The sequence below is a fragment of the Streptomyces sp. CC0208 genome (assembly GCF_003443735.1).
In the GTDB taxonomy this organism is placed as follows: domain Bacteria; phylum Actinomycetota; class Actinomycetes; order Streptomycetales; family Streptomycetaceae; genus Streptomyces; species Streptomyces sviceus.
The window spans coordinates 5,447,619-5,471,534 of the sequence record NZ_CP031969.1 but is presented as its reverse complement, the minus strand read 5'-3'; the positions used below and the strand labels follow the sequence as shown (position 1 = coordinate 5,471,534).

Sequence of the window (23,916 nt, the reverse complement as noted above, 5' to 3'; positions counted from 1 at the left end):
TGACGATTGACACTCTTCGGTGACTCTTGAGGTCTTTTTCCCCTACCTGTTCGGGGGCGCCCCCTCGATGGGCCGGCCGAGCACACCGGGTCGTTTCTGCCACGGCAGCGGCCCCGTGGGCGGCCGGTAGCCGACGCCCAGGGCGTCGAGTCGTTCGTAGTGCGCGGCCATCCGCCGCTCGAAGTCGGCGAAGTCCCGTTCCGCGGGGGCGGGCAGAGGACTCCAGGCCACTTCGGCGAAGGCCGCCAGCCGGGGGAAGGTCTGGTAGTCGACGCGTCCCTGGTCCTCCATCACCTCGGTCCACACGTTGGCCTGCGCGCCGAGGACGTGCGCGGCCTCCTCGGGCGTCAACTCCGGTGGAACGGGCTCGAACCGATAGACGTCCTCCAGGGTGCGGACGTAGGCGATGGGGACCGGTTCGTCCGCGCCCGCGTCCTGCCGGTAGTCCAGGTACACCTGCTGCTCGGGGCACATGACGACGTCGTGGCCGGCGCGGGCGGCCGCGATGCCGGCCGCGTAGCCGCGCCAGGACGAGACCGCCGCGCCTTCGGCCAGCCCGCCCTCCAGGATCTCGTCCCAGCCGATGAGCCTGCGCCCGCGCGCGGAGAGCCACTTGTCGAAGTGCCCGATGAACCAGGACTGCAACTCGTCCTCGTCCGCGAGGCCGAGTTCCTCGATCCGGGCCTGGACGAGGGGCGACTCCCGCCACTGCTCCTTGGCGCATTCGTCGCCGCCGATGTGAATGAACTCGGAAGGGAACAGCCCCAGCAGTTCCTCGAACACGCCCTCGTAGAAGCGCAGGGTGTTGTCAGTGGGGGCGAGTACGTTCAAAGAGATGCCCCAGTTGTCCCAGACCGTGAGGGAGGACGTGTCGATGACGTCGGTGTTGCCGAGTTCCGGGTACGCGGCGATGGCGGCTTGCGAGTGTCCGGGCACGTCGATTTCGGGGACGACGGTGATATGCCGCTCGGCCGCGTAGGCGACGATCTCCCGGATGTCGTCCTGGGTGTAGAAGCCGCCGTGCGGCTTCTCCTCCCACAGCGGCGAGGCCCGGTGGCCGAATTTGGTACGCGCCCGCCATGAGCCCACCTCGGTGAGCCGGGGGTACCTCTTGATCTCGATCCGCCAGCCCTGGTCGTCCGTCAGGTGGAAGTGGAAGACGTTGAGTTTGTGCGCGGCCATCAGGTCGAGGTGGCGCAGGACTCCGTCCTTGGGCGTGAAGTGCCGGGCCACGTCGAGCATGAGACCGCGCCAGCGGAATCGCGGAGCGTCGCTGATGGTGACCGGGGGCATCTCCCAGACGCGCCCGGAGGTGACGGGGGCGCGCCGGAAGGCGACGGGGCCGAGCAGCTGACGGAAGGTCTGGGCGCCGTAGAACAAGCCCTCCCGGCCGGCCGCTTCGATGACGACGGCGTGCTCGTCCACGGTGAGGCGGTACGCCTCGGGGGTGCCGAGTTCGTCGGCGAGGGACGGCGCGATCCGCAGCAGGATGCGGCTTGCGCCGGAGGTGTACGGCTCCAGCGGCAGGCCCGTCGCCGCGCCGACCGTGGTGCGCAGCCAGCGGGCCACGCCTCCGGCGCCCGGGCCGGCCTCGATCTCGGTGTCCTCGTCGAGGACGAACGGCCGCCCGCCGGGGGCGCCGACGCTCGACGGCGCCGGAATCAGTGAAGTCACGTCAGTCCTTAACCGCTCCGCCCCGTCCCGTCCCGTCCCGAGACCAGGCGTCGCTGTACGAGTACGAAGAACACCAGCACCGGAATCGTCATCACCGTCGACAGAACGACTTGGCGAACAGGAAATCGTTCCAGGCCGAGATGAACGAGAACACGCTCGTGGCCGCGGCCTCCTCCAAAGCCTCCGGTACGGCCTTCACGAACCCGCTCAGCATCCAGATCGCGAAGGGCAGCGAGAAGGCAGAAACGTGATCAGTGCCGAGACGATCACCACACTGCATGCGACGACAAGGCTGTTGACGAAATACCGACCGGGCTAGCGCATTGCAACATACGCAATGGCCGTTTCGCTGTGCACAACACAACGGAGGTTAGGGAGAACATGAGCCTGTCCACAAGAGGTCTCAACCACTTCGTGACCAGAGAACGCGAAAGCCCCCGGGACGCGCCGTACGCATCCCGGGGGCTCGCGAAACCCAGGTGGAACTCAGGCGGAACTCAGGTGGAACTCAAGCAGGAACGGCTACTTGTCGCCGTCCTTGTCGTCGTCCCCTGAACCCATGGACTCGTAGATCTCCTTGCACATGGGGCACACGGGGTACTTCTTGGGATCGCGGCCCGGCACCCACACCTTGCCGCACAGCGCCACGACGGGCGTGCCGTCGAGGGCGCTCGCCATGATCTTGTCCTTCTGGACGTAATGGGCGAAGCGCTCGTGGTCGCCGTCGCCGTGGGAAGTCTGCGGCGTGGGCTCGACGAGGGTCCCCGTACCAGTCCCGCGCTCGGGCTCGAGAGTGCTCATACGGCCAAGGGTACTGAAGCTCACATGGATCAGTTCAGCGAAGGGTCGTCCGGATACGTGGCCACCATCGCGAGCTCGTTGCGCTGGCGGCGCAGGACCTCACGCCACAGTCTCTCCGGGGCCGGGGAGGACACGTCGCCCGGTTCCGACTCGACGACGTACCAGGCGCCCTCCACCAGCTCGTCCTCCAGCTGACCGGGGCCCCAGCCGGCGTAACCGGCGAAGATGCGCAGGCTGCCGAGGGCCGAGGCGAGCAGCTCCGGCGGGGCCTCCAGGTCGACCAGTCCGATCGCGCCGTGCACTCTGCGCCAGCCCAGCGGGGCCCCGTCGACGGCCCCGCCCCCGGGGATGACGGCGACCCCCAGCGCCGAGTCCAGGGAGACCGGGCCGCCCTGGAAGACGACGCCCGGTTCGCCCGCGAGGTCGGCCCAGCCCTCGAGGATGTCGCCGACGTCCACCGGGGTGGGCCGGTTGAGGACGACGCCGAGGGAGCCCTCCTCGTCGTGGTCGAGAAGGAGCACCACCGCTCGGTCGAAGTTCGGGTCCGCCAGGGCGGGCGTTGCCACGAGCAACCGCCCTGTGAGCGAGGACACCTCGGTCATGCCAGACATGATCCCGCATCTTCCCTCCGCGTGGGGAGGCAATGCCGCTACGGCAGTGGATGCAGCTCAGAGCGCAACGATGCGCCCCACGCGCACGCCCGGCGCCGGTGACCCCATGTGCCCGACAGGGGACGGCACGTGTTGTGACAGACCTATGACGTGACTGAGCGGCACTTGGGCTTACAGAAGGGGGGTGGGCGGCGATTACCCTTGTCCCTTCCGGCCCCTGCCCGACTCATCGGAACGCGAGATACATGACCGTCAACGGCTCTGACGACGTACTGCTTGTCCACGGCGGAACCCCGCTGGAGGGCGAGATCCGTGTCCGCGGTGCGAAGAACCTCGTACCGAAGGCCATGGTCGCCGCCCTTCTGGGCAGCGAGCCGAGTCGACTGCGCAACGTTCCGGACATCCGTGACGTGCGCGTCGTACGCGGTCTGCTGCAATTGCACGGGGTGACGGTCCGTCCGGGTGAGGAACCGGGCGAGCTGGTGATGGACCCGACGCATGTCGAGAGCGCCAACGTCGCTGACATCGATGCCCACGCGGGTTCCTCGCGGATCCCGATCCTCCTGTGCGGTCCCCTGCTGCACCGCCTGGGACACGCCTTCATCCCCGGTCTCGGCGGCTGCGACATCGGTGGCCGGCCCATCGACTTCCACTTCGAGGTGCTGCGACAGTTCGGCGCGACGATCGAGAAGCGCGCGGACGGACAGTTCCTGGAGGCGCCGCGGCGGCTGCGCGGCACGAAGATCCGGCTGCCCTACCCGTCCGTGGGCGCGACCGAGCAGGTGCTCCTGACGGCCGTCCTCGCGGAGGGCGTCACCGAGCTCTCGAACGCGGCGGTGGAGCCGGAGATCGAGGACCTCATCTGCGTCCTGCAGAAGATGGGCGCCATCATCGCGATGGACACCGACCGGACCATCCGCGTCACGGGCGTGGACCGGCTGAGCGGCTACAACCACCGCGCGCTGCCGGACCGCCTGGAGGCCGCCTCCTGGGCGTCCGCGGCGCTGGCGACCGAGGGCAACATCTACGTCCACGGCGCCCAGCAGCGCTCGATGATGACGTTCCTGAACACCTACCGGAAGGTGGGCGGTGCCTTCGAGATCGACGACCAGGGCATCCGCTTCTGGCACCCCGGCGGCCAGTTGAAGTCCATCGCGCTGGAGACGGACGTGCACCCGGGCTTCCAGACGGACTGGCAGCAGCCGCTGGTGGTCGCCCTGACCCAGGCCACCGGCCTGTCGATCATCCACGAGACGGTGTACGAGTCCCGCCTGGGCTTCACCTCCGCGCTCAACCAGATGGGTGCTCACATCCAGCTCTACCGCGAGTGCCTGGGCGGCTCGAACTGCCGCTTCGGCCAGCGCAACTTCCTGCACTCGGCGGTCGTCTCAGGACCCACCAAGCTCCAGGGCGCCGACCTGGTCATCCCCGACCTGCGCGGCGGCTTCTCGTACCTGATCGCGGCGCTGGCGGCCCAGGGCACGTCCCGGGTCCACGGCATCGACCTGATCAACCGCGGCTACGAGAACTTCATGGAGAAGCTCGTCGAGCTGGGCGCGAAGGTGGAGCTGCCGGGCAAGGCACTCGGCTGACAGGTTCCCGCACACGACGATGGGGCGGCCACCCGGAACCGGGTGGCCGCCCCATTGACGTTACTGAGACGTGTACGTCGTCCCGAGACGCACCGTCGGACCTACTTGCCCTTGGCGGCTTCCTTGAGCTTGCTGCCCGCCGAAACCTTGACGCTGTAGCCGGCCGGGATCTGGATCGGGTCACCGGTCTGCGGGTTGCGCGCGGTGCGAGCGGCACGGTGCGTGCGCTCGAAGGTCAGGAAGCCGGGGATGGTGACCTTCTCGTCGCCCTTGGCGACGATCTCGCCGACGGTCTCGGCGAACGCGGCCAGAACGGCGTCGGCGTCCTTGCGGGTCACCTCGGCGCGGTCGGCCAGCGCGGCCACCAGCTCACTGCGGTTCATGTTGTTACTCCCGTGTTCTTCTTGCCGTTGGGGTGTGCCACGCGGCGGGGCCGCACACGAGGCACAGCGAAGCCGATGCGCTCGCGCCCAGGGACGCATCCTGCCCCTACCTGCTGCGGGAAAGCCAATCCGGCACCCGTAGGACTCGTATGAACACCCTAGGGGGTCACACGAACAGAGGCCTGGGCGTGGCGCCACCCTAGAGGGTTGCGCGAACCGCCCGGTTTCGCGACGCGCCGGGCCGGAGGACCGCCGTGGCAATCCTCACAGCCGAACAAACATACGACGTCCACTGTAGACCCGGGGCCGGAGCCGTGGGCGGGGGCCCTACGCCGTCGCGCCCGCGGCCTTCGCCGCGTCCCGCACCGCACCCGCCACCGCGCCCGCGACCTTGTCGTTGAAGACGCTCGGGATGATGTAGTTCGGGTTCAGCTCGTCCTCGGTGACGACGTCCGCGAGGGCCTTCGCGGCCGCGAGCATCATCTCCGTGTTGACCGTGCGGGACTGGGCGTCCAGCAGACCGCGGAAGACACCCGGGAAGACCAGCACGTTGTTGATCTGGTTCGGGAAGTCGGACCGCCCGGTGGCCACGACGGCCGCCGTCTGACGGGCGATCGCCGGGTCGACCTCGGGGTCGGGATTCGCGAGCGCGAACACGATCGCACCCTCGGCCATGGCGGCCACGTCGGTGCCGTCCAGGACGTTGGGGGCCGAGACACCGATGAAGACGTCGGCGCCGCGGACGGCCTCCTTCAGGGTCCCGGTCAGGTTCTCGGGGTTGGTGTTGTCGGCGATCCAGCGCAGCGCCGAGCCCGGGGCGGCGTCGACGAGGTCCTCGCGGCCGGCGTGCACGACGCCGTGGATGTCGGCGACGACGGCGTTCTTGACGCCGGCGGCGATCAGCAGCTTGAGGATGGCCGTACCGGCCGCACCGGCGCCGGACATGACGACCCGGATGTTCTCGATCGTCTTGCCCGCGACGCGAAGTGCGTTCGTCAGGGCGGCGAGGACGACGATCGCGGTGCCGTGCTGGTCGTCGTGGAAGACGGGGATGTCGAGGGCCTCGCGCAGCCGGGCCTCGATCTCGAAGCAGCGGGGCGCGGAGATGTCCTCGAGGTTGATGCCGGCGAACCCGGGGGCGATCGCCTTGACGATCTCGACGATCGCGTCGGTGTCCTGAGTGTCCAGGCACAGCGGCCAGGCGTCGATGCCGGCGAACCGCTTGAAGAGGGCCGCCTTGCCCTCCATGACCGGGAGGGCGGCCTTGGGACCGATGTTGCCCAGGCCCAGCACGGCCGAGCCGTCCGTCACGACCGCAACGGAGTTGCGCTTGATGGTGAGGCGGCGCGCGTCCTCGGGGTTCTCGGCGATCGCCATGCACACGCGGGCCACACCCGGCGTGTAGATCATCGAGAGGTCGTCACGGTTGCGGATGGGGTGCTTGGACTGCATCTCGATCTTGCCGCCGAGGTGCATGAGGAACGTACGGTCGGAGACCTTGCCGAGCGTGACGCCCTCGATGCCGCGCAGCTGCTGGACGATCTCGTCCGCGTGCGCGGTGGAGGACGCGGCGATGGTGACGTCGATGCGGAGCTTCTCGTGGCCGGACGCGGTCACGTCGAGGCCCGTCACCGAGCCTCCGTGGGACTCCACGGCCGTGGTGATCTGGGAGACCGCGGTTCCGCTCGCGGGCACCTCCAGACGGACCGTGATCGAGTAGGAGACGCTGGGCGCCGTTGCCATGGCCGACTTCCTCTGCTTTCACCTGGTGACGCTGATGCCGTCCGATGGTCGCACCTACTGATGAGTAGGCGTTAGCCGCACTGGATTGCGGACTTTTTGTTCACGGAGCGGTTCATGCGAAAGAGGCCCACGTCACATGGACGTGGGCCTCTTACCAGGTCAATGACACCGACCCGCCATGCTCGCCTCGCGGCAAGTGGTCGCTCGTGGCGACGAAGGTTGGGCCCGGGGGCTTGGATCGGGCCGGTGTCACGTCCAGGCTAACAAACGGATCCCGAAAGACCATTCCCCCGCGGAGAGTTCAATCTCTCAGCAGATCCGGCACGCCCTCCGCGTTTGGCTGGTCGCGCTCCGCCGAGACGACCGTGAGCTGCTGGGTGGCCCGGGTGAGGGCGACGTAGAGCACCCGCAGTCCGGCCGGCGACTCGTCGGCGATCTCGGCCGGGGAGACGACGACCGTCGCGTCGTACTCCAGTCCCTTGGCCTCCAGGCTGCCGAGCGCGACCACCCGGTCGCCGAGTCCGGTGAGCCAGCGGGCCGCCTCCTCGCGCCGGTTCATCGCGACGACGACGCCGACGGTGCCGTCGACGAGATCCAGGAGCCGGGCGGCCTCCTCGCGGACGGTCTCCCCGAGCGACTTGCGTACGACGGTGAAACGGGGCTCGACGCCGGTGGACCGTACGGCCGAGGGGGACGTGGCGCCGGGCATGGCCAGCGCCAGCACCTTCGCCGCGAGCTCGGCGATCTCGGAGGGGTTGCGGTAGTTCACCGTCAGCTCGAAGCGGCGGCGGGGCCGGGAGCCGAGGGCCTCGTCGCGGGCCTCGGCGGCCTCGTCGGGGTCGGACCAGGAGGACTGGGCGGGGTCACCGACGACCGTCCAGGTGGCGTGCCGGCCGCGGCGGCCGACCATGCGCCACTGCATGGGCGTGAGGTCCTGGGCCTCGTCGACGATGACGTGGGCGTACTCGACCCGCTCCTGGGCCAGCCGCTCGGCCCGCTCGCGCTGCGACTCCTCACGGACCGGCATCAGCTCCTCCAGGCCGGTGAGCTGGTCGAGCGGGTCCAGTTCGCGCCTCTTGCGCGGGCGGGCGGGGGCGCCGAGGACCGCCTGGAGCTCGTCGAGCATGGCGATGTCGTGCACGGTCAGGCCGTCCCGCCTGAGCGAGCGGGCGACCCTGCGGATCTCGCCGGGGTTGAGGATCCGGCGGGCCCAGCGCCCCAGGCGCCGCTCGTCGGCCATGGCGTCGAGAACGGTCTTCGGGGTGAGCTCGGGCCACCAGGCGTCGAGGAACTCGATGAAGCTGTCCTCGGAGGTGATGTCCTCGTCGAACGACGACCGCAGCTCGGCGGCCAGCTCCGGATCGGTGTGCCGGCCCCCCGCCCCGGACCGCGCCCACAGCGCGTCCAGGAGCAGCTTGCGGGCCCGGGGCCGCAGCAGGTTCACCGGCGCGGTGCCGCCGAGGGCGTTGCGGCGGATACGTTCCAGCTCGTCCGCCTCCAGCTCGAGGCGCCGCCCGAAGGCGACGACGCGCAGGCGGGTGGGGGGTCCGGACGGGGACTGCGGGGATACGGCGGTGGCGGCGCCGTTCCCGTCACCGGCAGCGGCGTCGGAGGCACCGAAGTCCCCGAAGGAGAGTTGCCCGGAGTCGGACCGGCCGGAGGCTCTGCCGGTACCGCCCGGGCCGGCCTCCCTGCCGCCGGCGCCCAGTTCCAGCACTCCCCGTGCCGCCTTCCGCAGCACCTTCAGCATCCGGTACGAGCCCTTGGCGCGGGCCACCGCCGGGGAGTCGTACAGGGTGGCCTCGACGCCGTCGACCAGGGAGCCGATCGCGCGGATGGCGACCTGGCCCTCCTCGCCGAGGGACGGCAGGACGCCCTCGGTGTAGGCGACCAGCAGGGGGGTGGGCGAGACGATGAGGATGCCGCCCGAGTACCGGCGGCGGTCCTGGTAGAGGAGGTACGCGGCGCGGTGCAGGGCCACGGCGGTCTTGCCGGTGCCGGGGCCGCCCTCGACGTACGTCACGGACGCGGCGGGGGCGCGGATGACCATGTCCTGCTCGGCCTGGATGGAGGCGACGATGTCCCGCATGGTGTGGCTGCGGGCCTGGCCGAGCGCGGCCATCAGGGCGCCGTCGCCGATGACGGGCAGCTCGTGGCCGTCGAGGAAGGCCTTGAGCTCGGGGCGCATGAGGTCGTCCTCGACGCCGAGGACCCTGCGGCCCTTGGAGCGGATGACCCGGCGTCGTACGACACGCCCGGGATCCACCGGAGTGGACCTGTAGAAGGGCGCGGCGGCCGGGGCCCGCCAGTCGATGACGAGCGGCGCGTACTCGGAGTCCAGGACCCCGATCCGGCCGATGTGCAGGGTCTCCGCGATGTCGGCGGTGCTGTCCTCGCGGACAGCGCCCTCGGCCGGCTCCACGGCGGTGTAGGCGCCGTCGGGCCCCTTCTTGCCGTCCCTGCCGGGGAGCAGGTCGATCCGGCCGAACAGGAAGTCCTCGAACTCGTTGTTGAGCCGGTTGAGGTGGACGCCGGCCCGGAAGACCTGGGCGTCCCGTTCGGCGAGCGCGCCGGGCGTGCCGACCTGGCCACGCTTGGCCGCGTCGTTCATCAGGAACTCCGCCTCGTGGATCTTCTCCTCAAGACGCCGGTAGACCCGGTCCAGATGTTCCTGTTCGACGCTGATCTCACGGTCCCGGACGGAGTCCTGAACCGAGCCGACCGCAGATGGTTGAGCCTGAGCGGCCACCGGGCCCCCTTCTGACGTGCTGGGCAGCCGTCAACCGTACGCGAAGGGGGCCCCGGCGGGAAGTTACGCGGCGACCTGGACGAGCTTGTTGCCGTCGGAGTCCACGACCTCGAAGTGGTCGATCTCGTTCTGGGCCGGGGCGACCGCGCCGCCGATGTAGAGCGGCTGCTTGGATTCCGCGGTCTTGCCGTTGGGGATGCCGTAGCCCCACTTGCCGACGGACCAGGTGGAGGCCGTCCAGCGCTCGCCGTTGGTGCCGACCGCGATCAGGGAGCACTTGAGCGGTCCCTTGACGCCCTTGAGCTCCAGACCGAGCGAGGTGCCCCAGTTCTTCTCCTGCATGGCGACGGTCGCGCTGACGCCGGTGGAGGAGTCGGTCGCGGACACCTTGTCGCTCATGGACTCGAAGAGTTCCTTCGGGGTGGCCGCCAGGACCTGGTTCTGCTTGGGCCCGCCGTCCGTGTCGCCGCCGCTCGCCGCCATCGCGACGAACGGACCGCCGATGATCAGCGCGGCCGCGGCCGCGACCATGTAGAAGCTGCGGCGCCGCTTCTGCGCACGGCGCTCGGCGACCTCGTCCACGAGCTTGTTCACGATCCGCGGACTGGGCTTGGCGGACAGCGACTCCCCGATCGCGGGGGTGCCGGAGCCCGGCAGGTCCGCGAGGGCGGCGAGCATCGGCTCCATGCCGGCGAGCTCGTCGAGCTGCTGGGCGCACCATTCGCAGGTCGCGAGATGAGCCTCGAAGGCGGTCGCCTCGGCGTCGTCGAGGATCCCGAGGGCGTAGGCGCCGACGGTCTCGTGCTCGTTCGGCACCGGAGATCCCATCATGGAGCCAGACATACCCGAACCACCTGTGCCGAATCCCTGGTTACCCCCGTAAACACCCATCACGCTGTCACCCCCCGCTCCTCCAGTGCGAGCTTCATCGACCGCAGGGCGTAGAAGACCCGCGAGCGGACTGTTCCGCTGGGGATGCCCAGGGTCTCGGCCGCCTCGTTGACGGTACGCCCCTTGAAATACGTCTCGACCAGGACCTCCCGGTGGGCCGGGGTCAGGTCGTCGAGCGCATCGGACAACGTCATCAACCACAGCGCCTTGTCGATCTCGTCCTCCGCGGGGATGACCTCCAGCGGCGACGGATCGACCTCCTGCGGCCGGGCCTGCCGGCTGCGGTGGCCGTCGATGACGATGCGCCGGGCGACCGTCACCAGCCAGGGGCGTACCGATCCGGTCGCTCGATTGAGCTGTCCGGCGTTCTTCCAGGCACGGATGAGCGTCTCCTGCACCACGTCCTCGGCTCTTTGGCGGTCACCCGCAACCAACCGGAGGACATACGCAAGGAGAGGCCCGGCGTGCTCCCTGTAAAGGGCACGCATCAGCTCCTCATCAGGTTCCGAGGGCTGGGACATGCGATGTCGGGCCCTCGATCCACGTTCATTGGCCACGACGGAATCCTTGCGCACGCCCACCTCCGATGTCCGGGGGTTCCCCCAGTCGGTCGCTCGACGAGGGGTACGGACGCGGGGTGCCGGGTGTTCAAAGCGCGACGACAGTTTTCTTCTGAGTGACGTGACGAGACAGGACATGCATGCACATTCCCGCCGCGCGATCTTCACATTTCCACCACACAGACAAGATCGCAACTACGGCCCGTGAGGTTGAGCGAGTAAACGAGATGTAATCGAAATCACTTCGACAACCGCTCCACAGAAGGGACATAACGACCAGTCAGGTGCGCGAGAGTGCCGCGCGCCGACGATGTCGGGCCACCCTTTCCCGGTTCCCGCAGACCTCACTGGAGCACCAGCGCCTCCTGCGTCCCCGTGACGTATCCAGGTACACGATGGGGCAGTTGTCCCCTTCGCACTCTCTGATCCCGGCCCGCGCGACCGGGTCCGTCAGCAGCTCCACGGCGTCCCGGGCGATGGCCCCGAGCAGGGCCGCGCAGTCGGGCGGACCGACCAACTCGCGCACCAGCCCGCCGTCTTCGTCGGGTACGGCTCGCGGGGCGGGAGGCGCGGCGCGGGCGGCGGCGTTGACGTGGGCGAGCGCGAGGTCGGTGCCGTGGCCGGGGGCTCCCCGCACCAACTGTCCGATACATCGCCGCAGTTCGTGGAAGCCGATCAGCCAGGAGGGGTCCGCGTGGGCCAGGTCCGTCCCCTGCGGCACCAGTCCCGAACCGACGATCCAGGCGCCGAGCACCTCCGTCGAGTCGAGGCGTTCCTCGGGGTGGGTGGTCGCGAGGAGGTCGAGACAGATCCGTCCGGCGTCGAAGCGCAGCTCGTACGCGACCGTGGCCGTACCCAGTGCCATGTGCCTGTCACCGCCTAGGGGTGCCCCGGTGGTAAGGGGTCGGTGAGATGCTTCGAGGCTGTGCGGGGCCGTTCCGGGGCTCCCCTCCAACAGTGCCCTCCCGCCCTCGCCGCCGGAACCCCTCGGACCGGGAGCGGTGGCTGGACGCGCACGTATGCGACAGCGCGTCTCGGCCATGTCGGCCCGGTGGACGGGACCCTTGACTGGAGCCATGACGACTGGAGCCATGACACAGAACAGCAGGAGCAGCGGATTCGTCCTCGGTGCGGCCACGATCGCCACGGGCCTGATCGCCGGGGCCTTCTACGTCTTCGCGTGCGCCGTGATGCCGGCCCTGGCCCGCAGCGACGACCGCGTCTACGTCGAGGTGATGCGCGACATCAACGAGGTCATCCAGAACCCGGTGTTCTTCCTCGGCTTCCTGGGCGCCCCGCTGCTCACGGCGGTGGCGGCCTGGCAGGCGCGGGGCCGGGGGTACCGGCGGTGGGTGTGGGCGGCCCTCGTGGCCTCCGCCCTGGCGTTCCTGGTCACCGTCGCCCTCAACGTCCCCCTCAACGACGCCCTCGCGCGGGGCGGCGACCCCGGCGCCCTGCGCGAGGAGTTCGAGGACCCGTGGTTGGCGTGGAACGTCGTACGGACGGTGTTGCTGACGGTGACGCTGGGGCTGCTGGTGAAGGCCACGGGCAGTCGTGCCGCCGGGCGCGATTAGCTCCAGCTACTGGCTAGACGTCGGAGTACTCGACTGGCTAGACGTCGGAGTACTTCGCGTCGGCCGCCGGGTCAAGGGCCAGCCGGTACCCCCGCTTGACCACCGTCTGGATCAGCTTCGGCGCCCCCAGGGCCGTACGGAGGCGGGCCATCGCCGTCTCCACCGCGTGTTCGTCGCGGCCCGCACCGGGGAGCGCGCGCAACAGCTCCGCCCGCGACACCACCCAGCCCGGCCGCCGTGACAGCGCCCGCAGCAACGACATCCCCGCGGGGGGCACCGGCCGCAGCACCCCGTCGACCAGCACCGCATGTCCCCGGATCTCCACCCGGTGGCCGGCGATGGGCAGCGCCCGGGCCCGGCCGGGAAGCTCCTGGCACAGCAACTGCACGAGCGGACCGAGCCGGAAACGCTCGGGCGCGACCGTCTCCACCCCCCGCGCCTGCAACGGCACCGCGGTCACCGGCCCGACACACGCCGGCAGCACGTCGTGGTTGAGCGCGGCGAGCAGCTCCGGCAGCAGACTCCGGTCCTCGGCCCGGGACAGCAGCGAGGCCGCGGCCGGCGCGCTCGTGAAGGTCAGCGCGTCCAGCCCCCGCGAGACGGCCGCGTCCAGCAGCCGGTCCACCGGCCCGATGTCCTCCGGCGGCATCCACCGGTACACCGGCACCCCGACGACCTCCGCGCCCCCGGCCCGCAGCGCCTCCACGAACCCGGGCAACGGCTCACCGTGCAGCTGGATGGCGATACGGCGGCCCTCGACGCCCTCCTCCAAAAGCCGGTCGAGCACCTCGGCCATGGACTCGGACGACGGCGACCAGTCCTCCGTCAGTCCGGCGGCCCGGATGGACCCCTTGACCTTGGGGCCGCGCGCGAGCAGTTCCACCTCGCGCAGCCGGTCGAGGAGCGTCTCACCGAGCCCCCAGCCCTCGGCGGCCTCGACCCATCCCCGGAAGCCGATGGCCGTGGTGGCCACCACGACGTCCGGCGCCTGGTCGATCAGGTCCTTCGTCGCCGCCAGCAGCTCGCTGTCGTCGGAGAGGGGCACGATCCGCAGGGCGGGCGCGTGCAGGACCGCGGCCCCGCGACGCTGGAGCAGCGCACCGAGTTCGTCTGCCCGGCGCGCGGCCGTGACTCCCACGGTGAACCCCGCAAGGGGGCCGTGTTGCTCTGCTGCCTGCTGTTCCTCGTACATGGCTCTCGTCCCGCAGTCTGTCGTCTGACCTACATGCCGACCGAGCCTGTCAACGGCTCGTGACAGGCTCGGTTCCGCTTCATGTCGCCAGTGTTACGTCACACCTCGGCGTAGCTGAGCTGCGGCTTCGCCTCTGCGGCGGTCGAGGCCTGACCCTGGGCGGCCGTACGCCGAAGGTATACGGCCCAGGTGACCGCGAAGCAGGCCGCGTAGAAGGCGAGGAAGGCGACGAACGCGCCGGTGCCGGAGCCGTAGGAGAGGAAGGACTGGCGGAAGGCGAGGTTGATGCCGACGCCGCCCAGTGCGCCCACCGCGCCGATGAGCCCCATGGAGGCACCGGAGAGCCGGCGGCCGTAGGCGGCGGCCTCTTCGCCTTCGAGTCCCTTACCCAGGGCCTTCGTGTGGAAGATGCCCGGGATCATCTTGAAGGTCGAGCCGTTGCCGAGGCCGCTGAGGACGAACAGGACCACGAAGGCCACGGTGAACAGTCCGAGCGACTTCTGCATGCTCGCGGCGATGAGTACGGCTGTCGCGGCGCCCATCCCGACGTAGTTCCACAGCGTGATCTTCGCGCCGCCGTACTTGTCGGCCAGCGCGCCGCCCACCGGGCGGATCAGCGAGCCGAGCAGCGGGCCGATGAAGGTGACGTACGCGGCCTCCAGCGGGGTCCGGCCGAACTGGTTGGTCAGCACCTGGCCGAAGGCGAAGCTGTAGCCGATGAACGAGCCGAAGGTTCCGATGTAGAGGAAGGACATGATCCAGGTGTGGCCGTCCTTCGCGGCGTCCTTGGCGGCGCCGGTGTCGTTCTTCACGTTCTCGATGTTGTCCATGAAGAGCGCGGAGAGAACGGCGGCGACGAGGATCAGCGGGATGTAGATCCCGAGCAGCACCCGGGGTCCGCCGCTGGCGCCGATGATCGCGAGGGCGATCAGCTGGATGACCGGGACGCCGATGTTGCCGCCGCCGGCGTTGAGCCCGAGGGCCCACCCCTTCTTACGGAGGGGGAAGAACGCGTTGATGTTCGTCATGGAGGAGGCGAAGTTGCCACCGCCGATACCGGCCAGCAGACCGACCAGCAGGAAGGTGTTGAACGAGGTCCCCGGCTTCATCACGGCGAACGCGGCGACGGTGGGGACGAGGAGCAGGCTGGCCGAGATGATCGTCCAGTTCCGCCCGCCGAAGATCGCGACGGCGAAGGTGTAGGGGACGCGGACGACGGCGCCCACGAGCGTGACCATCGACGTGAGCAGGAACTTGTCGGCCGGGGTGAGCCCGTACTCCGGGCCCATGAAGAGCACCAGCACGGACCACATGGTCCAGACCGAGAACCCGATGTGCTCGGAGAGAACGGAGAAGAGCAGGTTCCGCTTGGCGACCTTCTCGCCGGTCTCCTTCCAGAAGGTCTCGTCCTCGGGATCCCACTGCTGGATCCAGCGACCGCCCCTGCTCGGGGGTGCGGGGGCTGTACTAGGGGCTGTCATGACGCCTCCACGGTGCGACGGGGCTCAGGTCCTGCTACGAGTGGCTGACCCCGAAGGTAGGGAGGACGCGTTTCCTGCCTGTGGCACCGGGTGACCGGAAAGGAACTTTGCTCTCACCCTCGGGGAGACCGGGGTGAGAGGTCGTGGAGTCCTTGTGTTACGAAAAGCTCCGCTTCGGGGGGACCGGGGCGTGAGAGCCGGCCGACCGCCTCAGTCGCCGGCGTCCTCGGGGTCGTCGTAGTCCTCGGCCAGCCGCAGCCCTAGGTCGGACTCCCACTCCAGGGCCCATCGCCGCAGCTCGGCGATGTCGTCGGGGCTGAGCCCGTACGCCGCGAACTCCTCGTCACTCACCCATACGACACTCTCCAGCCGGTCGCGCAGCTCGACGAGGTCGAATGCACCCAGCTGCTCGAGCTCGATCACGGAGTAGTACGGACAGGCCGCGTGGACGTCGATCACATCCTGGGGCAGGCCGCGGTCGACGAGGGCGCGCATGGCCAGGGATACCGTGCTCCCGCTCCCGTCCGTAGGGAGTGGGGCGGCATCCGTCGCCTGCCTTGGATCCCTCAAGCTCGCCTCCCGCGTGCCCTTGCAGGCACGGCGCGTTCTTGACCGCCTTCTCTGTGCACCACCGCTGTACGCCTGATGGTGTTACGGCGGCGGTGCACACCCGCGATCGAACACCGGCGCCCCCACCCACCTCGAACCACAACAGCTTCCCGACTTCTTCGCCACCGCCGGCAGTCCTTCTGTCCGGCGGGTGGACCAACCGTGATCTGGTGACCGTCATGGACGTCAGCGGAGACGGCGCCGCCGACATGGTCTACCGCACCGACTCGTCCGGGCGACTTCTGCTCCGCAAGGGAATCGCCGCGAGCGGAGGAGGGACCGACCTCAACTCCCTGGCGTCCGCCGCGAACTCCTCGGGCAAGGCCGACCCGAGTACGGTGCCTCCGGCTGGTACACCACCGACGTTCCGCTGCTGATGGGGACACCTGACGGCAACAGCGACGGTATCCCGGACATCTGGGCCGTCGCAGCCAACGGTGCCGTGAGGCGAACACCTACTGGCCGAAACGGCTCTCCATCGGATGACACGGCTGGGCTCCGCCTCCCGCGCGCACGGAGGCGGAGCCCAAAGTCCGTCAGGACCCCTGTCCCCCGGTCGCCACGGCCCCCACACGACCCCGTCGTGAACCGTTCGGCCACAGCCTCGGCCTCCGCTTCGCCGCCAAGTCCTCGATCCACCCGAACGCCAGGATCGAGAGCCCGATCAGCGGCCAGACCAGGACGAACATCCACAACATGTCCGTCGCGTCGAGCGCAGCGACCGCGCGGTCGCTCTGCATGAAGGGGAGGTTGTAGGCCTGGTCGATGATCGGGACCGTGGCCATGATCAGCAGGTTGTGCCAGAGGTAGATCGTGACGGCGCGGTTGTTGGAGAGGGTGACCAGCTTGTCCCAGCGGGCGAGGCGGCCCGGGAGCTCCTGCCAGGACGGCGAGTACTGGAGCAGGATCACCACGAAACCGAACGACCAGGTCGCCTGGGCGAGCGGGATGTCGTTCAGGTCCCAGCCGTCGGGGCCCAGATGGGCGGAGGCCCACCACAGGGCGAAGGACATCACCAGGACCGACCCGGAGACGGCGAGATAGCGCGGGACCTTCGCCAGCACTCCCTCGTGGTGCGCGAAACCGAGGACCCAGCAGCTGCCGTAGATCGCGAAGTCGGTGACCGCGTTGCCGAGTTCGCCGGGGATCGTCACCAGACCCGTGCCCACCACGGCCGCCAGGGCCAGCGGTGCCAGCAGGGTCGCCCAGGGCACCCTGCGGAACGCCCACAGCAGCAGCGGGGAGGCCAGTACGAACCACAGATACGCGCGGAGGTACCACAACGGGCCCACCGCCTGGTCCGCCCAGGTGCTTTCCAGGAGGTCGTTCGGGAAGCCGACCTCCCAGGGGTACGGCGGCGCCCCGATCGGGATGACGTAGTTCACCAGCTCCAGCAGGCCCCAGGTGCCGCTGTGGTCCGGGTCCTCGGACAGTTTCCAGCCGCCCAGGAACATCAGCGGCAGCACCACCGCGCTGAACGCCCAGAGGGGAGGCAGGAGTCGGCGGATCCGGCCCCTGATGACGCTCAGCGCCGGCCTCTTCAGCGAGCGGGCCATCAGTGAGCCCGCCAGCGCGAACATCACGCCCATCGACGGGAACAGCACGGTCAGCCACGCCCAGCCGAACAGGTGGTAGAGGACGACGCGGACCAGGGCGAGGGAACGGAGAAGGTCCAGGTAGCGGTCCCGGCCGGGGGCCTTGGAGGCAGTGACCACCCCATGCCTGCCCGCCGTGTACTCCTGCGTCATCCGACCGGCCTCCGCTCGTCGCTCTCACTGCGTGCCCGTTGCCGCGGTACCGGTCCGCCCGGTGCCTCGACGACTCCCGTGCGGCGCAGCTTCTGCCAGCGCAGGCGGCCTCCGGTGAGGGCCGTGATCCAGGACTGGAGCAGTACGACGTACATGAGCTGGCGGTAGAGGATCTGCTGCAACGGCAGCGAGATCAGGTGGGTCATGCGTTCCCGGTCGAGACGGAAGGCGTAGGCGGCGCAGACCACTTGGATCGCGAGGACGCCCAGCCAGGCCACGATCGTCTTCTGCGTCGGGCCGAACACGACGCCGTAGAGAAGGAACACGTCGATCAGGGGGGCCAGCAGCGGGGCCACCACCATGAACAGGGAGACCAAGGGGAGGCCGACGCGGCCGAAGCGGCCCGAGGGGCCCCGTTCGACCAGCGCACGCCGGTGCTTCCAGATCGCCTGCATGGTGCCGTACGACCACCGGTAGCGCTGGGACCAGAGCTGCTGGACGGACTCCGGTGCCTCCGTCCAGGCGCGCGCCTTCTCCGCGTAGACCACGCGCCAGCCGTCCCGGTGCATGGCCATGGTGATGTCGGTGTCCTCGGCGAGCGTGTCGTCGCTCATGCCGCCGACGCGTTCCAGGGCGGACCGGCGGAAGGCACCCACCGCGCCCGGGATCGTCGGCATGCAGCGCAGGACGTCGTACATCCGGCGGTCGAGGTTGAAGCCCATCACGTACTCGATGTGCTGCCAGGCGCCGATCAGCGAGTCCCGGTTGCCGACCTTCGCGTTGCCGGCCACGGCTCCCACGCGCGGGTCGCCGAAAGGCTGGACCAACTCCCGTACCGTGGACGGCTCGAAGACCGTGTCGCCGTCCATCATCACGATGATGTCGTGACGGGCGTTCGCCAGACCGCGGTTCAGCGCGGCCGGCTTGCCCGCGTTGAGCTGGCGTACGACACGGACGTTCGGCAGGCCCATCGCCTCGACGATCCGGGCGGTGCCGTCGCTCGAACCGTCGTCGATGACGAGCACCTCGATCGGATGCTCGCTCGCCATCAGTGAACGCACGGTGTTCTCGATGCACTTGGCCTCGTTGTACGCCGGGACCAGCACCGACACCGGCTGGGTGACCGGCGCTCCCCAGCGGAAGCCCTTGCGGCGCACCCGGCGGGCGTGGATGCCCGAGAGCAGCAGCATGAGGGCGAAGCGGCCGATGACCAGGGAGCCGATGATCGAGAGCCCGACGACGAGGACGTCGGTGATGCGCTCGGAGGCCTGGACCAGGAAGATCCACGCCTTGCCCTTCCACAGCTCGGGCCCGGCGACGGCGGTGTGCGCGGTGGGCGCGTCGAGGGCCTCGGTGAGGTTGTCGAACGCGTAGCCCTTGTCCTTCATCTGCGGCAGGAACCGGTCGAGCGCCTGGACCGTCTGGTGGCGGTCGCCGCCGGAGTCGTGCATCAGCACGACCGCGCCCTTGCCGCTCTTCGGCGTGGCGTTGCGGATGATCTGGCGGACGCCGGGCTTCTGCCAGTCCTCGCTGTCGGTGTTGTTGACGACCGTGATGTACCCGCGGGTGCCGATGTACTCGGTGACCGGCCAGGACCTGTCGTCCATGGCGTCGGCGAAGGAGGAGTACGGCGGGCGGAAGAGCGAGGTGCGGATACCGGCCGCGCCGGCGAGCGCGAGCTGGTTCTGGGAGAGCTCCCAGTCGATGCGCTTCTTCGACTGGAAGGACAGGTCGGGGTGGTTGAAGGTGTGCAGGCCGATCTCGTGGCCCTCGTCGACCATGCGCTTGACCAGGTCCGGGTAGCGGGAGGCCATGGTGCCGGTGACGAAGAAGACCGCGTGCGCGTGGTGCTTCTTCAGGACGTCCAGGACCTTGGGGGTCCAGGTCGGGTCGGGGCCGTCGTCGAAGGTGAGGACGAGCCGGTGGTCGGGCACCTTCAGGCTGGTGGCGCGTCCGCCGCGGGTGTCGATCACCGGGCCGCCGTCGAGGATCTTCTCCGGCACCTTGTCGGTGGCGGCCTCGGCCTGGATGCGGTGGTCGGCGAGGATCTCGCTGTGTACGTAGCCGCGCAGCATCAGCATCGCCATGAGGGCGACGAGGACGAGCACGGGCAGCAGCAGGCGCATCGGCAGGCGACGGCGCATGGGCAGGCGACGGCGCCTGGAGCCGTCGGGGGCTCCTGGTGCGGCGGCCCCTGGGCGGCGAGTGCGGGATGCCATCAGAGGATGTGCTCCGGGGACGGGGAGGAGAGCGGGGCGCCGGCGAGCACGGGAGCGGAGCTGGCGGACGGCTCCGACGTGACGGGCGAGGTACCGGCGGTCTCCGACGCGATGGGCGAGGGGGAGGCCGGTCCGTCGGCGACCGTGCCGGGTCCGGCACTGTCACCGCCCGTGGTCTGGGTCGGGGCGACCGAGGGGTCGGGGCTCGTGGTGACGGGCGGGGTGACCGACGGGCTGGGCGGCGGGGTGACCGACTGCGTCGGCTGCGTCGACGGATCGGCGCTGACCGACGGGTTGCCGCCCGGCTGGGTGGCGGTGGCCGACGGATCGGCGGAGGTCCCCGCCTTGCCGGGGCTGACGGTGGCGCCGGGCGCGGTGCCGCTGACGCCCGGAACCGGTGTCGCCCCGCCGGTGACCGTCGGGGTGGTCCCCGGGATCACCCCCGCGTCGGCGGAGGGCACGGTGGACTCGGCCGGCATCGGGCTGGTGTCGACCTTGCCGGCCGGGGCGTCGTCCTTCGGGCCGGTCATGGGGAGCCAGGGCGCGTTGGAGTTGCCGGACAGCAGGGTGACGACGATGACGACGGCGTAGACCGCGCAGGCCAGACCGACGGCGATGCCGATCCTGCGGAAGCGTCGGCTGCGCCGGCCGGACTCGTCGACGAAGACCGGGCCGTCGGAAGCCTCGGCTGCGCCGTCGCCGCCGGGGCGGCCGGGGCGGCCCTCGATGCGGTCGTCGCCGCTCAGGCTGATCGCGTCGAGCTGGACGGTCACCTCGTGCGGGTCGTGGTCGCCCTCGTCACCGATGCCGGACTCGTCCCAGGGGTCGCGTACGACGGTTCTGCGGCCGGGCGGCTCCGGGAGGTCCGCGTCGCGGTCCGCTCTCGGGGCTCCCGGGAAGTCCCGGTCGCCGCTCTTTCCCGTGCTTCCCGGCCTTCCTGTCCCTCCCGGCTTTCCGGTCTTTCCCGCCGGCATCTCGGTGCGGTCGGCCGTCGGCTCGGGGCCTTCGGTGCCGACCGAGCGGGAGAGTCCCGCTGGCGGGCCGTCGGCCGATCCGACGGATCCAGCAGATCCGAATACTCCGGCTGGTCCGGCTGGTCCGGTTGGTCCGAACGCTCCGGTTACTCCGAACGCTCCCGTCGCTCCGTTTGCTCCGGTCTCCGGGAACGTCTGGGTGGCGCCCCCTGTCATCGGTATGTCCTGGGTGCCCGATGCAACCTCGGGCCATTCCGGTTGGGCGTCTTCTCGCCACTTTTTCACGCGCACGCACATCCCCCCACGGGCTGATCTGGGCGCGCTTTCGACCTTGAGCACACGTCGGCTGAACCGGGCCCCCACCCGGTCCGAGCGCCCCTTTTACCACACCGTGCTCAGGCCATGAATGTAGCGCAGGCGAAGGGTGCGTGTTTGCCACGTGTCATTTGTGGATGTTCATAACGGCCTCATCGGTGGCTGGAATCCATCCATCGGAGGGCCGATGAAGCCAGTCGTGTTCTACGGACAGTTCGATTGCGGCACGCCGGAGGGCATCGAAGGCGGGGTGCACCAGACCCTTGCGCCACACGAGGGACACGGGTGACAGCGGTACCGGGTCGACCAGCGGACGCAGCACCGTGGCAGGCATAGCCGGAAAATCCACGACCGCGAGAATCGGGTTCCGGGTCTTCGCCATGATCCGCTGGAACTCCTCGTCGCCGACCGCGAGCGGGGCCGGCGGGGCCATCCGGATGTCCCGTCCTTCGAACAGCCGACGAGCGAGATCGGTCCATTCCGGGGTGCGCGGATTTCCGGCCCCCGCGTACACGGTTTCGCCCTTGAGGGCGGCGAGCGGCACCCGCTCCAGGGCCGCCAGCCGGTGGTCCTCGGGGAGGACGACGGCCATGGGCTCGTAGCGCACGGGCTGGTGGTCGAGGCCCGACCGCAGCGCCGGGTCCAGACCGGCGAACCGGCCGAAGGACGCGTCGAGGCGACCGGTCAGCAACTGCGCCGCCGCGCCCGTCAGCCCGCTCTCGTAGCGGGCCATCAGCTCATGGTCAGGGGCGAGTTCCCGGGCGCGCAGCAGCACGGCGCGGGCGGTGGCCTGGTCGGGGAAGTTCAGGTCCACGAGCAGGGGGCGGGCCTGCGCGAAGGCGGCGAGCAGTTCTTCCTGGGCGTCCAGGGCCCGGCGGGCGTACGGCACCAGCCGCTCGCCGTCGGCGGTCAGTGTCACCTGCCGGGTGGTGCGCACGAACAGCTCCGCGCCCAACTCCCGCTCCAGTCGCCGCACATCGCGACTGAGCGCCTGCTGGGCGACGTAGAGCCGGGCCGCCGCGCGCGTGAAGTGGAGCTCGTCGGCGACGACGAGGAAGGCGCGCAGGAGACGGGGGTCGAGGTGGTGAGGGTGGGGGCCGGGACTCGGGCTGGGCACGGACATCGGGCGAACTTACAACACAGGTGCGTGAATCGGCGCGGAGCAGGTGTTGGACCCCTTGATCGCCCTCACGCGACGGTGGGCGCATGCCGCAACCGAACCGACCGATGTTCACCACGACCGCGGACGCGCTCGTCATCGTCGACTTCAGTCCACGAGGCCCAGGAGGCTCGCGTGGGCCAGGACGCTCGCGTGGTCCGCGAGACACGCGCACCTCGCGCTCCCCCCGTCGTCGCCGCGCCCCCGGCCCCTACCGCCGCCTTCTCGCCACCCCCGGAGCCCGCGCTTTCACCATCGGGAATCTTCTCGCCCGGCTTCCGATGGGCATGTTCAGCGTCAGCGCGGTCGTCATGATCGCGGGGACGCGTGGGTCGTACGCCCTCGCCGGCGCCGTCACCGCGGCCGGTCTCGGGGCCACCGCGGTGGTCGCCCCGTGGACCGCGCGGCTCGTCGACCGACACGGACAGGCCAAGATCGCCGTACCGGCCACGGCACTCGCCGCGCTGGGTTCGCTGGCGCTGCTGCTGTGCGTCCGGCTCGGCGCCCCGGCGTGGACACTCTTCGTCTCGTACGCCGCCACCGCCACGACCCCCAACCTCGGCGGCATGTCCCGTGCCCGCTGGGCCCACCTCCTCCGCGGCGACGAGAGCTCGCTGCATGTCGCGAACTCCTTCGAGCAGGCCGTGGACGAGGCGTGCTACATGCTGGGGCCGGTCCTCGCGGCCTTCCTGTGCACGGCGTTCTTCCCGGAGGCGGGCACGCTGACCGGGGTGGTGCTGCTGGTGACGGGCATGCTGGTGTTCACGGCACAGCGCTCGACGGAGCCGCCGGTGCGGGGGTACGGCCCCTCGAAGGCGCCCCTCCGCTCCCCCGGCATCCCTCCACTCCTCGCCGTCTGCCTCGCGACGGGTGCCGTGTTCGGCTCCATGGAGGTGGTCACCATCGCGTTCGCCGACGCGCAGGGACACCGCTCGGTGGCCGGGATCGTGCTCGCGCTCCAGGCGGCCGGTTCCTGCGCGGCGGGGCTGGTGTACGGCGCGACCCGGCGGGCGGGGTCGGGGTCGGTCGAGGACCGGTACGTGTGGTGCGTGGCCGCCATGACGACACTGCTGACGCTCCCCCTGCTGGCCGCCTCCCTCACCGGCTCCCTGCCCGTCCTGGCGGCCGCGCTGTTGATCGCCGGGATGGCGACCGCCCCGACGATGGTCACCCAAATGACCCTGGTCCAGCGACGCACCCCGCCCGGCCGCCTCAACGAGGGCATGACCCTCGCCGTGACCGGCCTGCTCGGCGGAATCGCCTGCGGCAGCGCGGCCGGCGGCTGGACGGCGGAGCACGTGTCGCCGGCGGCGGGCTACGGCGTCCCGGTCACCGCCGCCGCGGCAGCACTGATGATCGCCCTCACCTGGACAAGACCAACGAGGACATGACCCTCCTCACCGACACCGGCACGACCGGCAACTGAACCGCCCCCTCGTGGCGGGAGCCCAACGACGACATGCCCCTCCCCACCCCCCATCATCGAATCGCTTCACCTGATCCCGCACAACCCATTGACGACCTTCAAAGCCGACACATACGTTCCTTCGTCGAAGCGCTTCGACAGGGGTCGTCGAATCGAGTCGATTCGACGACCCCTGCGCGGCGCCCGGCCCGGAGCAACCATCCGACTCCCCGGAG

At 70.0% G+C, this 23,916-nt stretch carries 19 protein-coding genes and 2 pseudogenes; 4 read left to right on the top strand and 17 right to left on the bottom strand.

What is annotated here, in order from left to right; genetic code table 11:
* Nucleotides 1-42: 42 nt before the first annotated feature.
* The 4 genes and pseudogenes from D1369_RS25130 to D1369_RS25115 form a co-directional block, all read right to left on the bottom strand.
* Nucleotides 43-1,674, bottom strand: a complete 1,632-nt coding sequence (locus D1369_RS25130; RefSeq protein ID WP_007382394.1) for a beta-N-acetylhexosaminidase — start codon at nucleotides 1,672-1,674, stop codon at nucleotides 43-45.
* Between the two features lie 8 nt (nucleotides 1,675-1,682).
* Nucleotides 1,683-1,924: pseudogene (locus D1369_RS25125) on the bottom strand (carbohydrate ABC transporter permease); the annotation flags it as partial.
* Between the two features lie 272 nt (nucleotides 1,925-2,196).
* Nucleotides 2,197-2,475: a DUF3039 domain-containing protein gene (locus D1369_RS25120; protein WP_020121221.1), complete on the bottom strand. Its 279-nt coding sequence runs from the start codon at nucleotides 2,473-2,475 to the stop codon at nucleotides 2,197-2,199.
* A gap of 29 nt (nucleotides 2,476-2,504) precedes the next feature.
* Nucleotides 2,505-3,077 (bottom strand): YqgE/AlgH family protein, encoded by a 573-nt coding sequence (locus tag D1369_RS25115; protein WP_020139023.1) that lies wholly within the window; start codon nucleotides 3,075-3,077, stop codon nucleotides 2,505-2,507.
* A 254-nt stretch (nucleotides 3,078-3,331) separates the two neighbouring features.
* Between D1369_RS25115 and murA the strand changes: the two genes are divergently transcribed.
* A complete protein-coding gene (murA, locus tag D1369_RS25110) occupies nucleotides 3,332-4,678 on the top strand; it encodes a UDP-N-acetylglucosamine 1-carboxyvinyltransferase (protein ID WP_007382398.1) in 1,347 nt (448 codons plus the stop codon).
* Between the two features lie 101 nt (nucleotides 4,679-4,779).
* Here the strand turns inward: murA and D1369_RS25105 are convergent, their stop codons facing one another.
* The 6 genes from D1369_RS25105 to D1369_RS25080 form a co-directional block, all read right to left on the bottom strand.
* Nucleotides 4,780-5,061: an HU family DNA-binding protein gene (locus D1369_RS25105; RefSeq protein WP_007382399.1), complete on the bottom strand. Its 282-nt coding sequence runs from the start codon at nucleotides 5,059-5,061 to the stop codon at nucleotides 4,780-4,782.
* 327 nt (nucleotides 5,062-5,388) lie between these two features.
* Nucleotides 5,389-6,804, bottom strand: coding sequence for an NAD-dependent malic enzyme (locus D1369_RS25100; RefSeq protein ID WP_007382400.1), 1,416 nt, complete (start codon nucleotides 6,802-6,804; stop codon nucleotides 5,389-5,391).
* A gap of 301 nt (nucleotides 6,805-7,105) precedes the next feature.
* Nucleotides 7,106-9,553, bottom strand: a complete 2,448-nt coding sequence (locus D1369_RS25095) for a UvrD-helicase domain-containing protein (protein WP_007382401.1) — start codon at nucleotides 9,551-9,553, stop codon at nucleotides 7,106-7,108.
* A 63-nt stretch (nucleotides 9,554-9,616) separates the two neighbouring features.
* Nucleotides 9,617-10,384 (bottom strand): zf-HC2 domain-containing protein, encoded by a 768-nt coding sequence (locus D1369_RS25090; RefSeq protein WP_158680207.1) that lies wholly within the window; start codon nucleotides 10,382-10,384, stop codon nucleotides 9,617-9,619.
* 59 nt (nucleotides 10,385-10,443) lie between these two features.
* Nucleotides 10,444-10,965 (bottom strand): sigma-70 family RNA polymerase sigma factor, encoded by a 522-nt coding sequence (locus D1369_RS25085; protein ID WP_010039908.1) that lies wholly within the window; start codon nucleotides 10,963-10,965, stop codon nucleotides 10,444-10,446.
* A gap of 319 nt (nucleotides 10,966-11,284) precedes the next feature.
* Nucleotides 11,285-11,869 carry an ABATE domain-containing protein gene (locus tag D1369_RS25080; RefSeq protein ID WP_007382404.1) on the bottom strand — a complete coding sequence of 195 codons (585 nt, stop codon included), beginning with the start codon at nucleotides 11,867-11,869 and terminating at the stop codon, nucleotides 11,285-11,287.
* Nucleotides 11,870-12,095: 226 nt separating this feature from the next.
* Here D1369_RS25080 and D1369_RS25075 point away from each other — a divergent pair, with 226 nt between their 5' ends.
* The gene (locus D1369_RS25075; RefSeq protein ID WP_237557630.1) at nucleotides 12,096-12,578 is read left to right on the top strand and encodes an anthrone oxygenase family protein; all 483 of its coding nucleotides are present in this window, start codon (nucleotides 12,096-12,098) and stop codon (nucleotides 12,576-12,578) included.
* A 37-nt stretch (nucleotides 12,579-12,615) separates the two neighbouring features.
* On the opposite strand, the gene D1369_RS25070 is transcribed toward D1369_RS25075, so the two are convergent.
* From D1369_RS25070 to D1369_RS25060, 3 genes are all read right to left on the bottom strand, one after another.
* A complete protein-coding gene (locus D1369_RS25070; RefSeq protein WP_007382406.1) occupies nucleotides 12,616-13,770 on the bottom strand; it encodes a uroporphyrinogen-III synthase in 1,155 nt (384 codons plus the stop codon).
* A 98-nt stretch (nucleotides 13,771-13,868) separates the two neighbouring features.
* A complete protein-coding gene (locus D1369_RS25065) occupies nucleotides 13,869-15,251 on the bottom strand; it encodes a nitrate/nitrite transporter (RefSeq protein ID WP_007382407.1) in 1,383 nt (460 codons plus the stop codon).
* 210 nt (nucleotides 15,252-15,461) lie between these two features.
* The gene (locus D1369_RS25060) at nucleotides 15,462-15,746 is read right to left on the bottom strand and encodes a hypothetical protein (RefSeq protein ID WP_007382408.1); all 285 of its coding nucleotides are present in this window, start codon (nucleotides 15,744-15,746) and stop codon (nucleotides 15,462-15,464) included.
* A 245-nt stretch (nucleotides 15,747-15,991) separates the two neighbouring features.
* On the opposite strand from D1369_RS25060, the pseudogene D1369_RS25055 reads away from it, so the two are divergent.
* Nucleotides 15,992-16,308 (top strand): annotated as a pseudogene (locus tag D1369_RS25055) (hypothetical protein); the annotation flags it as partial.
* Nucleotides 16,309-16,396: 88 nt separating this feature from the next.
* On the opposite strand, the gene D1369_RS25050 reads toward D1369_RS25055, so the two are convergent.
* The 4 genes from D1369_RS25050 to D1369_RS25035 form a co-directional block, all read right to left on the bottom strand.
* Nucleotides 16,397-17,608 carry an acyltransferase gene (locus D1369_RS25050; RefSeq protein ID WP_007382410.1) on the bottom strand — a complete coding sequence of 404 codons (1,212 nt, stop codon included), beginning with the start codon at nucleotides 17,606-17,608 and terminating at the stop codon, nucleotides 16,397-16,399.
* The gene (locus D1369_RS25045; RefSeq protein WP_086023203.1) at nucleotides 17,605-19,752 is read right to left on the bottom strand and encodes a glycosyltransferase; all 2,148 of its coding nucleotides are present in this window, start codon (nucleotides 19,750-19,752) and stop codon (nucleotides 17,605-17,607) included. Before D1369_RS25045 ends, D1369_RS25050 begins: the two co-directional genes overlap by 4 nt.
* Nucleotides 19,753-19,826: 74 nt before the next feature.
* The gene (locus D1369_RS25040; protein ID WP_240436095.1) at nucleotides 19,827-20,801 is read right to left on the bottom strand and encodes a hypothetical protein; all 975 of its coding nucleotides are present in this window, start codon (nucleotides 20,799-20,801) and stop codon (nucleotides 19,827-19,829) included.
* Between the two features lie 442 nt (nucleotides 20,802-21,243).
* Nucleotides 21,244-22,239: a LysR family transcriptional regulator gene (locus D1369_RS25035; RefSeq protein ID WP_037900271.1), complete on the bottom strand. Its 996-nt coding sequence runs from the start codon at nucleotides 22,237-22,239 to the stop codon at nucleotides 21,244-21,246.
* 83 nt (nucleotides 22,240-22,322) lie between these two features.
* Between D1369_RS25035 and D1369_RS25030 the strand changes: the two genes are divergently transcribed.
* A complete protein-coding gene (locus D1369_RS25030; protein WP_082319398.1) occupies nucleotides 22,323-23,666 on the top strand; it encodes an MFS transporter in 1,344 nt (447 codons plus the stop codon).
* The last annotated feature ends 250 nt before the right edge of the window (nucleotides 23,667-23,916 follow it).

Excerpts from the sequence above, each read along its gene's own strand:
- D1369_RS25080 (WP_007382404.1), bottom strand. The coding sequence starts at position 11,869 with ATGGCACTGGGTACGGCCACGGTCGCGTACGAGCTGCGCTTCGACGCC.
- D1369_RS25100 (WP_007382400.1), bottom strand. The coding sequence starts at position 6,804 with ATGGCAACGGCGCCCAGCGTCTCCTACTCGATCACGGTCCGTCTGGAG.
- D1369_RS25070 (WP_007382406.1), bottom strand. The coding sequence starts at position 13,770 with ATGTACGAGGAACAGCAGGCAGCAGAGCAACACGGCCCCCTTGCGGGG.
- murA (WP_007382398.1), top strand. The coding sequence starts at position 3,332 with ATGACCGTCAACGGCTCTGACGACGTACTGCTTGTCCACGGCGGAACC.
- D1369_RS25065 (WP_007382407.1), bottom strand. The coding sequence starts at position 15,251 with ATGACAGCCCCTAGTACAGCCCCCGCACCCCCGAGCAGGGGCGGTCGC.
- D1369_RS25040 (WP_240436095.1), bottom strand. The coding sequence starts at position 20,801 with ATGCCGGCGGGAAAGACCGGAAAGCCGGGAGGGACAGGAAGGCCGGGA.
- D1369_RS25120 (WP_020121221.1), bottom strand. The coding sequence starts at position 2,475 with ATGAGCACTCTCGAGCCCGAGCGCGGGACTGGTACGGGGACCCTCGTC.
- D1369_RS25085 (WP_010039908.1), bottom strand. The coding sequence starts at position 10,965 with ATGTCCCAGCCCTCGGAACCTGATGAGGAGCTGATGCGTGCCCTTTAC.
- D1369_RS25045 (WP_086023203.1), bottom strand. The coding sequence starts at position 19,752 with ATGCGCCGTCGCCTGCCGATGCGCCTGCTGCTGCCCGTGCTCGTCCTC.
- D1369_RS25115 (WP_020139023.1), bottom strand. The coding sequence starts at position 3,077 with ATGACCGAGGTGTCCTCGCTCACAGGGCGGTTGCTCGTGGCAACGCCC.
- D1369_RS25050 (WP_007382410.1), bottom strand. The coding sequence starts at position 17,608 with ATGACGCAGGAGTACACGGCGGGCAGGCATGGGGTGGTCACTGCCTCC.
- D1369_RS25105 (WP_007382399.1), bottom strand. The coding sequence starts at position 5,061 with ATGAACCGCAGTGAGCTGGTGGCCGCGCTGGCCGACCGCGCCGAGGTG.
- D1369_RS25035 (WP_037900271.1), bottom strand. The coding sequence starts at position 22,239 with ATGTCCGTGCCCAGCCCGAGTCCCGGCCCCCACCCTCACCACCTCGAC.
- D1369_RS25030 (WP_082319398.1), top strand. The coding sequence starts at position 22,323 with ATGCCGCAACCGAACCGACCGATGTTCACCACGACCGCGGACGCGCTC.
- D1369_RS25060 (WP_007382408.1), bottom strand. The coding sequence starts at position 15,746 with ATGCGCGCCCTCGTCGACCGCGGCCTGCCCCAGGATGTGATCGACGTC.
- D1369_RS25090 (WP_158680207.1), bottom strand. The coding sequence starts at position 10,384 with ATGATGGGATCTCCGGTGCCGAACGAGCACGAGACCGTCGGCGCCTAC.
- D1369_RS25075 (WP_237557630.1), top strand. The coding sequence starts at position 12,096 with ATGACACAGAACAGCAGGAGCAGCGGATTCGTCCTCGGTGCGGCCACG.